Origin of the sequence: Brucella thiophenivorans, from assembly GCF_002252445.1 — a bacterium.
Lineage (GTDB): Bacteria > Pseudomonadota > Alphaproteobacteria > Rhizobiales > Rhizobiaceae > Brucella > Brucella thiophenivorans.
This window is the reverse complement of sequence record NZ_NNRJ01000061.1, coordinates 79978-96320: the sequence shown is the minus strand read 5'-3', so window position 1 is coordinate 96320 and position 16343 is coordinate 79978. Positions and strand designations below refer to the sequence as shown.

Below are 16343 nucleotides of genomic sequence, written 5' to 3'. Positions count from 1 at the left end.
ATTTATCCTTCAATCATCGCGATTTGAAGCTAATTTTATGTGTTCATGATGATTATTCGATATCTCATGAGATGGTCTTTCTACCAACCCTCTCTCAGGACGGCTTCCAAAGTGTCGACGAAATAATCGGCACTCTGTTTTGTCAGGCAAAGCGGAGGCTTGATCTTAAAGATATTCAGATGATCGCCTGTTGGCTGCATGATGATGCCCAATTCCAAAAGACGATCACATAGGGCCATCGTTTCCTCTGTCGCAGGCTCCAGAGACGTGTGATCCCGAACGAACTCAAGCCCCATATAAAGCCCCATACCGTGTATGGCACCGATCAACGGATACTTTTGCTTAAGCTGTTCAAGCCGCTGTTTGATATGATCGCCGACAATGCGCGCATTTGCCTGCAGCTGTTCATCTTCCATAATATCAAGCACGGTATTGCCGACGACTGACGAAACGGGACTGCCACCAGCGGATGAAAAGAAATAGCCTTCCTTTTCAAGTGAATCGGCAATTTCCTTACGCGTGATCACGGCCCCCAATGGATGCCCGTTGCCCATGCCCTTTGCGATCGTGATAATGTCTGGCACAACTTGCTGTTCCTCGAAGCCCCAGAAGTAATGGCCCGTGCGTCCATAACCCACCTGCACTTCGTCCGCGATGCAAAGACCACCACGCGACCGGATTTCGCGATAGACTTTTTTCAAATAGCCCGCTGGCAGCGGTATCCCACCTGCATTGCCGTAGATAGGCTCACAGATAAAGCCCGCCAGCCCTTCCCCGTTTTGGTCAAGCTTTGCGAGCTTGCTTAAAACTGTTTCGACATATTCTTCCGCAGTCAGCTTGCCCCGATATGAATTGGGCGACACAACCGGATGCACCCATGCCGGTCGGGTTCCCAGCGCATTGGGATTGTCTGCCGTGGAAGTGGAAACAGCATCGCTGCCGACCGTCCAGCCGTGATAGGCTTCCAGCAAGCAAAGAATATTGCGTTGACCAGACCACGCCCATGCCAACCTCAATGCAAGGTCATTGGCTTCCGAACCGCTGTTTACCAAAAAAACGGTATCGAGACCGTCTGGCGCAAGCGCCGCAAGCCGTTCCGAAAAATCGGCAACTTCCGAATAATGAAAACGTGAGTTCGTGTTAAGCTTCAGCCATTGCTTGTGAACATTCGCCGCCAAACGCGGATGCCCATGGCCTACGGTGGTCACGTTATTGACCATATCGAGATACGCACGCCCTTCAACATCGAACAGATGTTCCTTCCAGCCACGCTCGATTTGTGGTGGCGTTGCGTAATAGTGTTTCTGGGTCCCGGCCAGGTTTTTGTAACGCTTTTCGAGCAAGGAAGCCTCATTGCTTTGAGACTGCTGAGGTTCAAGTCCAAGAAGGGCTGCCGGTGACTGACATAGCATCGACCATGCGGCTGATTGAGTCGGCTTTGCAAATTTTGGAAGCTCGTTACATGCCACATTGCAATGCTGTACCCGAACGATGCCGAAGTCATTCTGATCATTGCTGATTGTTCCAAGCAGATCACCTGACGAAATTGAACTTGTAAGGCCATCCGCCAGTTGCAAACCGTCGATATGCAGAAGGCCGTTGTCATCTTGAAGAATAACGCCACCATCAGTGAACGAAATATCCGCATCAAACGGAGCAACTATTCTCGTTTGGGCAGATGCACATACTGCAATATGTAATGCAAAGCTCTCTGGCTCTGTTCGACTGTTGATCTGCGTGCGTGTTAGTCGATATTCGCCATAACGCGTTAAGCTGGAACCCGCTTTAGCGGCTGCGTCCAGAAGAATTTGGCTTTCAATCTCCCGTGCTCCCCAATTGCCAGCGACCAAATCGTCGTTGGCTGTCGAGAGATCAACAATACTAGCTGATGTCAAATCAAGGTCGGGAAACAAGAGTTTCGCTTCACGGCGATGGGTTTCACTGATTTCGATCCCAAGCGCCTGAAATAGTGCCTTTTCCATGAGTAACGGCGGAACAGATGTTGCAGTATCAAAAATGGCCTGCTCATGTGCCGCATTTGCAGCGGCATAATCATTGCCGGGGTCGAGCTTTAATTGCTGCTGGGAAGCTGCCAGCAAAACGCATGCCCGCTCCACAATAAGCGGCCAGAGAGCGAGCAACTCTTGCTCATTCAGCGGGCAGACGGCATGAAAAGCCTGGACAGCTGGCAAAATTGAGAAAGGATCGTTATCACCGTGATGCAACAGAGAGGCACAGGTAGTAGCAAGTTCTGCAACCAGCCAACTCATCGTCATGTCACCGAAATCAATCACTGCATAGGGCGATATCGAGCCTGAAATATCCCGACGGCCAACAACATTATCATCGGTAATATCATGGTGGATCGCCTGAACACGTAAACCTACCTTGACCGGAGCAAGCCGGTGCCTGACGTCTTCCATAGCCGCAATAATTCGCGCCGAAATATCGCTGGATGTATCGCCCTGCAACAAAAACGGCACAACGGCTTCTGCATATGCAAGGTCCCACTGCGAGCCTCTCTCAAGACCCGGATGCGTAAAATCGGCCAAATTCCGTGCAACCTGTCCGGCGATTGCACCGAGCGTGCTGATAGCATTAGCGCTCAAGTACTTACGCGCAGTCAGCGTATCGCCTTCAACAAATGTGAGAAGACGAACGTAATATTCCAAACCACCAACGCTGGCTGTGCTGATGCTTTCACCATTTAGAGACGGGATTAAAGCAGGAAAAACGACTGTCGTGTCGGTATTGCTATCCCGCTTTAAAGCCAGATGTTGCAGAATGGCATTCTGCGCTTCAAGTTCCACTTTAGGATATTCGATGCGGCAAATTTTGAGAACATAGCCGTGGGTAGCAGTATCAACTTTGAAATTCCGGTCCTGCTGACTGCCAAGCTCCCGTAAATCACCCTTCAATCCATAGATCGAGCCAAGAATTTCGGCAGCGTCCTCAATTGAGATATTAGGACGAGGCAGCTTTGCTTTTGAAAAAAGTGGCATGTCAGACATCGGGGCTTCCAATAGAAAATTGTTCTGGCTTAGTAGCAGTTTGTGCGCCCGTTTCATGGGCGCACTAAAAACAGATTGTAAACTTACCGCTTATTGTGACGCGCGTAGTAACGCTCAATGCGGGACTGGATAAATTCGAACGAGATTGAGAGCATCCAGTAAATCATAGAAGCGGTAATCAGCATTTCGATATGACGGAACTCAGTCTGACCTTGCGTTCTGGCGACATACATCAATTCCCACACACCAATGACGGAAACGAGCGACGAATCCTTGAGCATAGCGATGAACTGATTGCCTGTTGGCGGAATGATGATACGCATGGCCTGAGGCAGAATAACGAGCCACATTGTCTGTGCCGATCCCAATCCGAGCGCCGTTGCACCTTCAGTTTGACCGCGCGGAATGCTCTCAATGCCTGCACGGAAGATCTCCGTCATGTAAGCGCCATAGCAGAGCGAAAGAGCAAGAATACCTGCAGGTATTGCACCAATCACATATCCGATCTGAGGAAGACCAAGATAAATGATGTAGATCTGCATCAACAGCGGCAGACCACGAAACAGCGATGTGTAGAAAGTTGAAAGACCGTAAATCACACCATTCGACGACAACTTCGCAATTGCACCAATCAGCGCGATAATTGTCGCAATCACAATGGAGATCGCGGAAATATAAAGTGTCGTGACTGTACCCTGTGTGATCAGGAAGCTGATTTTTCGGGCGATGAACGAGAAAGACAGATCAAATGAATAGAAGAAAAGCATCAGCAGCACAAAAAGCTCAACCCAGACGGCAACAACCTGCTGGTTTCGCGATAGCCGCTTTAGCATTTTCCAGTTTAGAAACAGAACAATAGAAATCAAAAACGCCGATGCCACTTTAGCTAAAGCAGGGTTTTCCTTCACCCAGGCTGCGAGATCAGGCGACAGAAAGCCAAACCAGTTTGCACTGATCCCCATCGAATAAAGAGCAATCATCGTAACGGCAAAGAGCACCAGACCACCAAGCCTGCGGGCAGTATCGGGATAGTTGAGAATAAATCGCCCAAGCATGAACGGTCTCCTTCAATTCAATGTGCACCTTGGACCCGTTGGCTCAAAGGATGTCGATATTCTGTAATGTATTTCAGATTTCAGGCTGCGCGCTCGCGCCACCAATCAAGAGCTTGCAGTTTCCAGTAAGTGAGTTGCGCAAACGCAAGTCCGGCATAACCGCCCGCCCATACCAGCCCGAATGGAGCAAAGAGCTTATATCGATCCGTCGAACCCAATATCGCTTCTGCAACCACCTTGCCGCCAATCGCAGTCGTGTTCAGACCATGTCCGCCAAATGCAGTGCAATACCAAACACCGTCCGGCATCTTGCCGATCTGCGGCATCAGATGCCGGGCATATGCCATCAGACCAGACCAGGCGAGCTCGGTTTTTAGTCCGGCTAATTGAGGATAGGTATTCGTCATCTCGCTGCGCAACTCGCGCACAAGGCCTTCTGTCGAAGCAGCCCGCGTCGTAATTCGCCCGCCCCACAACACGCGTTTGCCACCTTCAACGAGGCGATAATAATCACCAGCCCGACGATTATCGCCTATAGCAGCAGACGTTTTGATCGCTTCACTGATCAGCTCTGGTGCCTCTTCCGAGATCATCACATAGGTGGCGATTGGCAAATAGGATCGTTGCAACTTCTTGCTCAACGACCCAGTATAGCCCCCGGTTGTGATCACCAGATTTTTGGCACGAATTGTCCCTTGGCTCGTTCGGACCTGTTTCTGTGCTCCCGTGGCTTCAATCGCCTCGGCAGCAGAGTTTTCGTAGATCTTACCGCCAAGACGCTCAATCTCCTGCGCAACTCCGCGCGCATAATTCAGCGGATGGATGTGAAAGGCATTCGGATCACGAATAGCCTGATAATATCGATCGGACTTCAGCACCGATTGAACTGCATCACGGGACATATATTCGAGATCGTAATTGAAATCTCTTTTGGCTTCATCCACTTCGCTCTTCAACGCATCCGCGTCTTCGTAGCGCTGTACGCTGATCAAGCCCGCTTTGGGATCGGCTGAAGTGATATTGAGTTCATTGATCGTTTCGCGAACAAAATCCATGCCCTCTACAGAAAGCATATGGAGTTTTCTGGCTGCGTCCTCACCAATCCTTCCGGCAATCTGATCATGGCCAGTCGCATATCCGGGGCTGACGAACCCACCATTTCGTCCCGATGCACCAAAACCGACGCTTTCAGCATCAATGATGATGACAGAATGCCCAGCTCTTGCCAGTTCCAAGCCTGCGGACAGACCTGCTAGTCCTACACCAATGATGAGTGTTTCACACTCCTCCTTCCCAACGAGCGAAGGACGCGTCTTGGTGTCAGCCAACGTTCTTAGATAATGTGTATCGGGATAGGACATGTTGCTACCAGATTGATTATGCCTGCCGACTTCGTTCTCAGATCAACGCCCGCCTCCCTCTTGAAGTGAGGCTGGGCGTTGAATTCTACCGAGACAAAATCAGTGGTTACTTATTGGCGGTGATTAGTCTTTGCTGTAGTCCGCGCCGTACCACTTCGTCGTAAGGGTCGCGAGGGTACCATCATCTTTCATCTGCTTGATGATTTCGCCGATCTTTGCAGTCCACTCAGGATCGTTCTTTTCCGCAATCACGACAAGCGGCTCACGGAATGCATAACCACCCTCAAGAATGCGAACCGGATAGCCGTTCTTGATAGCCGTCTGCGCAGTCTGCTCAGGTGCAATCACCGCATTCAGACGCACGCCATCGCCCAGACGAAGATCGTCAAACGGCATCATAGAATCTTCGAAAGTCCGCACTTCACCCGGCGTTACTTTATATTCGAACGCTGGCAGATCCGGTGCATCAATTTCAAGACGGCGATTAATGAAGTCTTCAGAGGTCGTACCTGTCTCGACACCAATAATCTTGCCGTTCAGATCGTCGGTAGAATGCGCTGGACTGTCTTTGTGCACGACATAGACGTAAGGGCTGTAATAATAGATGCCAGCGAAGTCGATTGCCTGGGCACGTGCCTTGGTCGGCGTAACCGAACCAACACCGACATCGTAACGTCCCTGCCAATGGCCACCTGTCAGCGTTGGCCATTCCGGCGTTTCAAAACGAACCATGATACCAAGCCGTTTGCCAATCTCGTTTGCAACATCAATGTCGAAACCAACAAGTTCATTATTGTCATCCAGAAACCCTTGTGGAGGCCAACCCACATTGGTTGCGACGACCATTTCCTTCTTTTCATTCACACGATCAAGCGTTGGTCCGGCATGAGCCAGCCCGGAAATCAGAAACAGCGATGCTGATGCAAGTGCCACGAATTTATTCAAGTTACCCTCCGTTGGTGCGGTTATGTTTTTGTTCGAGTTGAAATCAGTGCAGAATCTGGCTGAGGAACAGTCTTGTGCGCTCATGCTGCGGATTGTCGAAGAATTCGGCTGGCGAATTCTGCTCAACGATCTGGCCCTGATCCATAAAGATCACGCGGTTTGCAACCTGACGCGCAAAGCCCATTTCGTGTGTGACGCAGATCATGGTCATGCCTTCATCGGCAAGGCTTACCATTGTATCAAGCACTTCCTTGACCATTTCCGGATCAAGCGCAGAAGTCGGCTCATCGAACAGCATGACTTTCGGGTTCATACAGAGCGCACGGGCAATCGCCACACGCTGCTGCTGACCACCTGAAAGCTGACCCGGATATTTGTTCGCCTGTTCAGGAATTTTGACGCGCTCCAGATATTTCATGGCCACTTCTTCGGCCTGCTTCTTTGGCATCTTGCGCACCCAGATTGGCGCGAGCGTGCAATTCTCCAGAATGGTCAAATGCGGAAACAGGTTGAAGTGCTGAAACACCATGCCGACTTCGCGGCGCACTTCATCAATCTTCTTGAGATCGTTGGTGAGTTCAATGCCATCAACAATGATCTGGCCCTTCTGGTGTTCTTCCAGACGGTTGACACAGCGGATCATCGTCGATTTTCCTGAACCCGAAGGACCAGCAACCACGATACGTTCGCCACGCATAACTTTCAGATTAATGTCACGCAGAACGTGAAACTCACCATACCACTTGTGCATGTTCTTGATCTCAATCGCCACATCGGTCTTCGAGACTTCAAGTTTCGGGCGGTCGATTTCAAATTGTGGGGTGAGGTTTTTGGGGATTGTGTTAGTCATCCTATCGCCCGTGAGCAATCATGACGTGACGCACTGTCGTGTAGTCTTCCAGCGCATAAATAGACATGTCTTTGCCATAGCCGGATTGCTTCAAACCACCGTGAGGCATTTCATTGGTCAGCATGAAATGCGTGTTGATCCAGGTACAACCATATTGAAGGCGGGCCGCGGCCTTGAGGCCTTTACTGATATCTTTGGTCCAGACAGATGATGCCAAACCGTAATCACTGTCATTGGCCCAGGCGATTGCCTGATCGTCTTCACTAAAGCGCGTTACGGAAACAACAGGTCCAAACACTTCGCGGCGGACAATTTCATCCTCTTGTAATGCACCAGCAACAACGGTCGGCTCAAAGAAGAAGCCCTTGTCTCCCGATGTCTTTCCGCCCGCAGTAATTTCGATATGTGCATTTTCGCTGGCACGTGCGACGAAGCTTTCAACACGGTCTCGCTGGCGGCGCGATATGAGTGGTCCCATCTCGTTCTGCGCATCGTCTTCGAGGTTGAAGCGAATGCTCGAAACAGCGGTCGATAAATCCGCGACAAGTCGATCATAAATGCGCGCGTCAGCATAAATGCGACAAGCGGCAGTGCAGTCCTGCCCTGCATTATAGAATCCGAATGTTTTGATACCTTCTACAACTGCATCAATATCCGCATCAGCAAGAACGATTACAGGTGCTTTTCCGCCCAGTTCAAGATGCGTGCGCTTCACCGACTTTGCAGCTGCTTGCAGAACCTTTTTGCCCGTCGCAACATCGCCAGTAATCGAAACCATGTTGATAGACGGATGATTAATCAGAGCGTTACCAACGGTTTCGCCGCGCCCAAGCACAACATTCACGACGCCCTCTGGCAAAACATCAGCCATAACTTTCGCCATTTTCAGTGCGGTGAGTGGTGTCTGTTCCGATGGTTTAAAGACAACCGTATTACCGCCCGCAATAGCTGGCGCGAGCTTCCATGCCATCATCATCAACGGATAATTCCACGGCGCAATCGAGCCAATAATTCCCACCGGATCACGACGGATCATCGATGTATGTCCGGCAATATATTCTGCCGCGAGTGGCCCCTGCATATTGCGAACGGCACCTGCAAAATAACGATAGCAATCAACGACCGCCGGTATTTCGTCATTCAACACAGCGTGCAACGGCTTACCACAGTTGAGAGCTTCAAGTGCTGCAAAGGCCTCGGCGTCTTTTTCAACTGCATCTGCGATTTTGAGCAGATAACCCGAGCGCTCTGCTGGCGTTGTGCGCGACCACGATTGAAATGCTTTTTCAGCGGCTTCTACAGCCTTGTCGACCTGCCTTAGCGAAGCTTCCGGCAATTTCAGAACCACATCCCCATTTTTTGGATTAAGGACGAGTTCTTCATTTTCAGTTCCAAGTTCAAAACGGGAACCAATAAGCATTTCCGAATTCATTATATTCTCCGGCATAAATTATGGATGCTTTCCGTTTGAACACACTTGTTCGGTGCCCTATCCGCAACAACGAAGCCAAAACTTCGCAAATCGTCTCACGACTTCACTGGTTTAAAAGCGAAGAAAATTTTCAGATCGTTAGTTTTGGAAGGCTTGGAAAGTTTGTTTCTTCGATACTTAACGGCGATGACCAAGACCAAATGCAGGCGACGACGCCAACACATTGAAGAATATAAAACGTGATCTCATCATTCTCTCCATTTTGCCGTTTTCCGGCTTTTCGTTCCTTGAAGAGAAGGTGATCTAAACTGCAAACATTCGCAAATTCATTTATAAGAATGTTGCTATCGGTTTTTCCGATTGATATAATAGAAAGGCAAGGAAACCGTAAAATAACTCTATAAAAATATAATAATTACATTACCTTGGAACTGTTTTCTCCTCACAGAAAATTGCATTATCGCTGCCTGCCAGACCGCGCTGCTTCCGCAATGCAATAAAATCACGGGCAGATTGTGGAAGACTTGAACCTTTGCGCCACACCATTCCGATCTGTACAATCGGTAATGAACCTGACACATCACGGCTTTCGATACGATCGCCTTCAAGCGACCATGGGCGATAGACCAAATCCGGCAGAAGAGCGACGCCAGCGCCTGTCGCCACAAGACTGCGCACCGCTTCAACAGAACGGGTTCTGAAAGCCACATGAGGTCGTGCGCCAAGTGCTGCAAGAAGCTTACCGGTATTCTCCTCAATTTCATCGACTGTGAGCATGATCAAGGGTTCTTTGGCCACATCGTCAATCGATATTCCATCAACTGAAACCAGTGAATGCCCTAATGGCAGCCATAATCTGTAAGGCGATGTTTCCAGAATTTCTGCATGAAGTGCCATGCGGTCGCGCAGACTGGAAATCACCACAACCGCAACATCAAGTTCTCCGCCGATAAGCAGATGCTCTAGATACGAGCCGTTATCCTCAATGGCGCTCACCACCACATCGGGGAATGCTCGTCTATAGCGCGCCAGTAAATCAGACAGCACATAGCCCGCAACAAGCGACGTGACACCCAGATGCAAAGTTCTCTTTTCGGTGACTTGCTTACTCGATATTGAACGCCGCGCATCAGAAACGTCTGCGAGAATCTTCGTCGCATGGCGCATGAATTGATGGCCACTATGGGTGACGATCAAACCGCGTGGATGGCGCTCGAAAAGCGTGACGTTGAGATCTGCTTCCAGTTCTTTGATCGCCTCGGTGATCGACGATTGCGAAATAGACAGAGACTGTGCAGCACGCGTTACGGAACCTTGCTCAGCACATGCGATGAAATAACGTAACTGCCTGAGCGTGAACATTTCTCTATCAACCGGTATCTTGCTTTGGGTTCGATGAGCCCGTTACTATATAAATATCAATTCATAACGTTAAAATCGCAAAACTAAAATGCCATGAGGACATGTTTCCTCATGGCTCCATACTTTCAAATTTTACTGACATAAAGACCAAGAACAGCGAACAAATTCAATTTTGGCTCTTCATTTTATCAATAAAAGGCGGTGGGTTAAACCCACTGCCTTTTATTAAAATCTCAATATCAGTTTTTTACAGTGTCCTCCAGGAAGAAGCGACCAAGCGGGTTCTGATAGAAGTTATCGATATTCTTGCCCGTAACGTTGATGTATGGGCTGTAATAGAGATCAATCCAGTTGACGTCGTCTTTCGCCATTTTCTGCAAGTCAATATACATCTCTTCGCGTTTTTTCGGATCGAGCTCCAGACGCGCGGCAGCGACTAGGTCTTTGACCTTTTCGTTATTGTAGCGTGTCATGTAATTCATATTGGTATCGTGACCCAACACGAATGTTGTCTTTTGATCGGGGTCGAGAACGTCATTGGTCCAGTACATAACCGAAATATCGTAATCACCAGCGACCAGCATATCCCAGCTTTGGCTCGCATCTACTTTCTGCAAATTGACCGTAACGCCAGCCTTTTGAAGCTGCTGCTGCAGAAGAACTGCAATCTGTTCGTCGGTTTCATTGCCGGCATTGACGATATAATTGAGCGAAAGATCGGATGCACCAGCATCGGCAAGCATCTGCTTGGCCTTTTCTGGATCATATGGACGCTTAAGATTATCCGCATAATGATAAAGCGCACCTTTTGGAATATAGGAATTTGCAACCTGACCAATGCCAAAAGTTACCGTGTCGACAATCGACTGTTTGTCGATGGCCATATCCAGTGCCTGACGGACTTCCTTCTTGGCAAGTGCGCCGTGCTCATGATTGATGAGAAGGTGATCTTCGCGGGTCGACGTATCTTCCTGAACCTTAAGATTAGGGTCCTTTTTCAGCTCCGCGACGCGTGAGAATGGAACGAAAATTGCTGCATCCAATTGGCCTGCCTGCACGTTCAGCATACGCGTATTATCATCAGGTACCGAAATCCATTCAACACCATCAAGCTTGACGCGATCCGCTTCCCAGAAATGCGGATTCTTTTTAAGGATCACGCGGTCGCCACGACGCCATTCGTCCACCACAAATGCACCGGATGCAACTGGCTTTTCGGCATAAGCATCCTCACCCAATTCCTCCATTCCTTTCTTCGAAAGAACAGAAACATTGGGAAGTGCAAGCGTTGACAAGAAAGGAGCCGAAGGCGTTTTCAGCTTGATGACCAACGTCTGGGGATCGGCAGCTTCCGCGGTATCGATCACCTTGTAAGAGTCGCTCCAGAGCGATGCCGGATTGTCGCGAACACGCAACAGCGAGAACGCCGCATCCTCAGCCGTGATCGGCGATCCATCCGAGAATTTCGCATCGCGCAGCTTGAATGTATAGGTCAAACCATCGTCCGAAATCATCCAGCTTTCAGCCAGACCCGGCTCAAGCTTAGTGCCTGTCTTGTCGACGCGAACAAGCACGTCGTAAACATTCGAAAACACCCAGTTATCAATGTTTTGTGCCGTTTTGATCGGATCAAATGTCGAGGAATCCTCGCGGCGACCGATTGTCAGAACACCTGCGGCTTCAGCAAGCGCTGCACCCAATGTCATGCTCGTCATGACTGTGACGAGACCGATTTTCATCCATTTTTTGAGCATATCTGTATTTCCCCTTTTATTTTCGGTTGGTGCACGTCATTCTTGATGTGTGTTCAGGATGCTTCCGCCAAAGCGCGCTCTTCAAACAACGATTTTGTTGGATCAATATCGGGTATCGCGTCGATAAGCGCCGCTGTGTAAGCCTCTTTCGGATGGGCAAACACGTCGGCGCTCAGCCCTTCTTCGACAATCTCGCCGTGGTACATCACGACGACACGCTCGCAGAGATTGCGGACAACAGCGAGATCATGAGCGATAAATAGCAATGTGAGTTGCATCTTGCTTTTAAGCTCGCGAAACAACTCAACGATTTGCGCCTGGATCGTCACGTCGAGCGCTGCAATGCACTCATCAGCGATGATGATTTTCGGATCAGCAGCCAGAGCCCGCGCAATGCCTGCGCGCTGGCATTGTCCGCCGCTCATGCTGCGTGGCTTTCTCGTTGCAAAGCTCTGATCAAGCCCCACCAGATCGAGAAGTTCAACGATCCGTTCCGGGATTTTTTTCACATCAATCTTGCGCTGAACACGGAGCACTTCGGCCAGCGTATCACCGATTGTCATGCGCGGATTGAGCGAGTTAAACGGGTCCTGAAACACCATCGCCGCATCACGACGCAATGCGGCTCGCGCCTCCTTGCGATCAGCACTCAGTGTCAATCCGTCAAAAGTGATGCTGCCTTCCGCGATAGGCGTCAGGCCAAGAATGGCACGTGCAAGCGTGCTTTTCCCACTGCCGGATTCTCCAACAATACCGATGGTTTCACCGGCCCGCACTTCAAGGCTCACACCTTTGAGTGCACTTGTTGTGCGACTTTTGAGAAACCCACCGGCAACCGGATAACGCACATGCAGATCATTGACCTGCAATAGAGGTGCCTCGCCCGGACTGGCCGGAGAATGCAGCACAACGTTATCAGGCATCGATGGATGGCTTGCGATAAGATTGCGCGTATAGGGATCATGCGGATGGCTCAGCACATCATGCTTTAAGCCCTGCTCGAGCAGTTTTCCGTTACGCATCACCGCAATGCGATCGCAGGTTTGCGCAACTACGCCAAGATCGTGTGTAATGAGGATGATTGAAAGGCCGCGCTGATCACGAATATGCATCAAAAGCTGAAGGATCTGCGCCTGAATGGTCACATCAAGAGCAGTCGTTGGTTCATCCGCAATCAGAATTTCGGGATCGCATGCAAGGGCAACAGCGATCATCGCACGTTGGCGCATTCCGCCTGAAAATTCATGCGGATAGCTGCTATATTGACGTTCCGGGTCGGTAAATCCAACCTGAGCCATGATTTCAACGGCTGACGCTCGCGCCTTAGCTTTATCCAGTCCTTTGTGAAAACGGATGCCTTCCGCAATCTGATCACCAACGCTCATCACCGGATCAAGATGGCTGGTGGGGTTTTGAAAAATCATCCCGATCTTGCCACCACGCACGCCAAGCATTTCGGCTTCGCTTGCCTGCATCAGATCAACCCCATCAAGCATCACTGACCCACCAGTGATCTTTAAAACCGACGACGGAAGAAGCCGGACGATTGAGCGGCAGAGCAGACTTTTTCCCGATCCGCTTTCTCCTACCAATCCTAGGATTTCCCCCTTGTTGAGATCGAATGAAACGCTATCAATCAGCCGACGATTTTCGTGGGGCAGTTCAGCCTCGACTTCGAGTTTGTGGATGGAAAGAGCTGGCTTGGTCATTCATTTACTCCCAGCGCTTCACCCAATCCATCGCCGAGCATGCTGAACCCGAAAGCCAGAAACACAATCGAAAGTCCTGGAAACAAGGTAATCCACCATGCGGTCGTCACGAATGGCTGACCTTCGGCAACCATCACGCCCCATTCGGCTACAGGAGGCTGCACGCCTAAACCCAGATAGCTGATCGCCGCACCATTGAGCAGCACGAGGACCGCATCTGACATCACGAAAACCAGCGAACCGGCAATCGCATTGGGGAGAAGATGACGGAACATGATGCGGAAGCGGCTAAAGCCAAGGCTTTCGGCAGCAACGGCATAATCTGTCGATTTCAGAACCAGAATTTGCGCCCGCACGAGACGGGCATAAGAGACCCAACCGACCAGCGCCATGGCAATATAGAAGCTCGTCAGGCCCGGCCCCAAAATTGCGATGATAGAGAGCATCAGGACCAGAAATGGAAAGGCCAGAATAATATCAATGATACGCATAAAGATCGTATCGATAATGCCGCCAAAGAAGCCTGCAATCGTGCCGACGATAGTGCCGATGGCAAACGGGAATATCACGCCGAAAATTGCGATCTGAAGATCAATCCGAGCACCCCAGATAACGCGTGACAGCACATCACGACCAAAATTATCGGTGCCAAACGGATGTAGCCATGATGGCGGTTGCAATCGCACTTCGGCATTCTGAATAACAGGATCGAAGGGGGCGATCAGTGGCGCGCCAAAAGCCAACAGCACAAAGCAAGCGAGAACGCCAATTCCGATGGCCAACGTGGTGCGACGACTGAGAAAACGACGCCAATCGATGAAGGTCGAAGGCAAAAGGCGCGCGCTCATAGCTTCACCCGTGGATCTAGCGCAACAGTCGCAATATCCGCCATGAAGTTGACCAGAACCGTTGCGCAGGCAAAAACCATGGCAACACCCTGCACCACCATATAATCACGCGAGAAGATGGCGCGCACCAGCAACTGTCCCATGCCAGGAAGTGCGAACACGCTTTCCACCACCACAGTGCTGCCGATCAACCAGCCGATATTGACCGCGAGTAGATTGACCGTTGGCACCAGTGAATTTGGCAGCACATGACGCCAGAAGACAATACTTTCCGGCATTCCGCGTGCACGCGCAGCCGTTGCAACATCGGAATTCAATGATTGTATCATTGCTGCGCGAAGGCTGCGGGCAAGTACCGTCGAAAGCGAAAGCGCAATTGTCAGGCTCGGTAATATCAGATGTGCGAGCTTTTCTTTGAACGTATTGCCATACCCAGATACGGGCAGGAGATCGAGTTTTACGCTGAACAGAATAATCAGCATCAAGGCCAGCCAGAAGGGCGGAAATCCGATGCCGAATGTCGAAACAGTTCGGATCACATGATCGCTTAATTTGCCGTTTTGCCGCGCAGCAATTGCAGCAAGTGGAACAGCAATAAGGATTGAAAGAATAACACTGCAAATCACCAGCATCAAAGTCGGTTCAATGCGCGTGGCAATCAGTTTCAATACGTCAATCTTATAGAGGATTGATTTGCCCATTTCGCCATTGGCAATGTTGCGCAGAAAATACAAATACTGAAGCCACATCGGCTCATCGAGACCATATTGCGCACGAATATTGGCAATCGCCGCAGGCGTCGCGCGCGTGCCTAAAAGTACGCGCGCCGGATCCCCCGGAATAAGCCTGACCAGCACAAAGGTTATGACGCTGATACCGAACAGAACCGGCAATAATTGCAGCGGGCGACGTAATACGAATTGAAAGCGATGCATGAGCTGCGCAGTTTCTCCCTAATAATCTGGTCTATCGAGAGGAACGATGTTGATTGAGAAAGCCGCTTAAGGCCGGATAATAATAAGCCGGATTTTCATAAAATGGCATATGGCTGGCATTTGGCACCACATGCAGTTCCGCATTCTTCAAGGCCATTTTCATGCGCAAGGCGCAGGCAGGCGTCAACTCATCATGCTCGCCGACCGTAATCAGCACAGGCACTTCGATTTTACCAAGGTCAGGTATGCGATTCCAATCTTTCAGATTGCCGGTATAAAGAAATTCATTCGGCCCCTGCATCGTGCCATATGGCCCCATATTCCAGTCATTAAGCGAACGTGTGACCGGTGCAGGCCATTCCGACAGGCGACAAACATGCCGATAATTCAGAATAGTAATCGCTGCGGCATATTCCGGATGATCCAGCGTCCCTTGCGCTTCATGCTTTTGCATCATCGCAACTGTTTCAGAACCCAGCGCACTGCGTAGCCGTTCGAGTTCGCTAACCAGATGCGGCATATCCGCAACCGTATCTTCAAGAATAAGCGTTTTGAGATTTTCAGGGTAGGTCAGCGCATAATCAATGCCAAGCCAGCCACCCCAGGAGTGTCCGAGCAGATGGACCTTGCCAAGACCGAGCGCGTGACGAACAGCCTCGGTTTCCTCGACATAGCGTCCGATTGTCCATAAAGCCGGGTCTGTCGGACGGTCAGATGCGCCTGTGCCAAGCTGGTCGAACGCAACAACCCGATAACCCTCATCAATCAGGCAGGAATGCGCATCTCGAAGGTAATCACAGGGCAGCCCCGGCCCGCCATTCAAGCAGAAGACCACATCATCGCCCGTTCCAAAACTATAGGCTACAACCTTATCAGCGCCCACAGACACTTCATACCGGTCATCCGGTTTCATCTCACGCCACATATGTTCCCCGATCGCCGCTCCGACTCGTTTCCCGCGTCGAATTGTCAGCATCATTTTTCTTTTGATTTTGGACCGAATAACTAAACTACACCAGCTATAAGAAGTGATAGGATGCACTTCATAACTCTGGGGGAAAGAGTTTGGCGGGAGGAAGTT

General features: G+C 50.2%; 11 protein-coding genes and 1 pseudogene. All 12 read right to left on the bottom strand.

From position 1 onward, the window contains the following. Nucleotides 1-80: 80 nt before the first annotated feature. On the bottom strand, nt 81-3011 hold the full coding sequence (locus CEV31_RS19050; protein ID WP_094509516.1) for an aminotransferase: 2931 nt from the start codon (nt 3009-3011) through the stop codon (nt 81-83). An 83-nt stretch (nt 3012-3094) separates the two neighbouring features. Then, nucleotides 3095-4066: an amino acid ABC transporter permease gene (locus CEV31_RS19045; protein WP_094509514.1), complete on the bottom strand. Its 972-nt coding sequence runs from the start codon at nt 4064-4066 to the stop codon at nt 3095-3097. Nucleotides 4067-4146: 80 nt separating this feature from the next. Next, nucleotides 4147-5427, bottom strand: coding sequence for an NAD(P)/FAD-dependent oxidoreductase (locus CEV31_RS19040; RefSeq protein WP_210190961.1), 1281 nt, complete (start codon nt 5425-5427; stop codon nt 4147-4149). 123 nt (nt 5428-5550) lie between these two features. After that, nucleotides 5551-6372, bottom strand: a complete 822-nt coding sequence (locus tag CEV31_RS19035; RefSeq protein WP_169717405.1) for a transporter substrate-binding domain-containing protein — start codon at nt 6370-6372, stop codon at nt 5551-5553. A gap of 43 nt (nt 6373-6415) precedes the next feature. Further along, a complete protein-coding gene (locus CEV31_RS19030; protein ID WP_094509510.1) occupies nt 6416-7222 on the bottom strand; it encodes an amino acid ABC transporter ATP-binding protein in 807 nt (268 codons plus the stop codon). A 1-nt stretch (nt 7223) separates the two neighbouring features. Then, nucleotides 7224-8654 (bottom strand): gamma-aminobutyraldehyde dehydrogenase, encoded by a 1431-nt coding sequence (locus CEV31_RS19025; protein WP_094509507.1) that lies wholly within the window; start codon nt 8652-8654, stop codon nt 7224-7226. A gap of 457 nt (nt 8655-9111) precedes the next feature. Next, nucleotides 9112-10016 (bottom strand): annotated as a pseudogene (locus CEV31_RS19015) (LysR family transcriptional regulator). A 239-nt stretch (nt 10017-10255) separates the two neighbouring features. Continuing rightward, complete coding sequence (locus CEV31_RS19010; protein WP_094509503.1) at nt 10256-11770, bottom strand: ABC transporter substrate-binding protein; 1515 nt, start codon at nt 11768-11770, stop codon at nt 10256-10258. Nucleotides 11771-11823: 53 nt separating this feature from the next. Then, complete coding sequence (locus tag CEV31_RS19005) at nt 11824-13479, bottom strand: dipeptide ABC transporter ATP-binding protein (protein WP_094509501.1); 1656 nt, start codon at nt 13477-13479, stop codon at nt 11824-11826. Then, nucleotides 13476-14327 carry an ABC transporter permease gene (locus CEV31_RS19000; protein WP_094509499.1) on the bottom strand — a complete coding sequence of 284 codons (852 nt, stop codon included), beginning with the start codon at nt 14325-14327 and terminating at the stop codon, nt 13476-13478. Before CEV31_RS19000 ends, CEV31_RS19005 begins: the two co-directional genes overlap by 4 nt. Next, nucleotides 14324-15262, bottom strand: coding sequence for an ABC transporter permease (locus CEV31_RS18995; RefSeq protein ID WP_094509497.1), 939 nt, complete (start codon nt 15260-15262; stop codon nt 14324-14326). Before CEV31_RS18995 ends, CEV31_RS19000 begins: the two co-directional genes overlap by 4 nt. A gap of 31 nt (nt 15263-15293) precedes the next feature. Continuing rightward, nucleotides 15294-16187 carry a proline iminopeptidase-family hydrolase gene (locus tag CEV31_RS18990; RefSeq protein ID WP_094509615.1) on the bottom strand — a complete coding sequence of 298 codons (894 nt, stop codon included), beginning with the start codon at nt 16185-16187 and terminating at the stop codon, nt 15294-15296. Nucleotides 16188-16343: the final 156 nt, after the last annotated feature.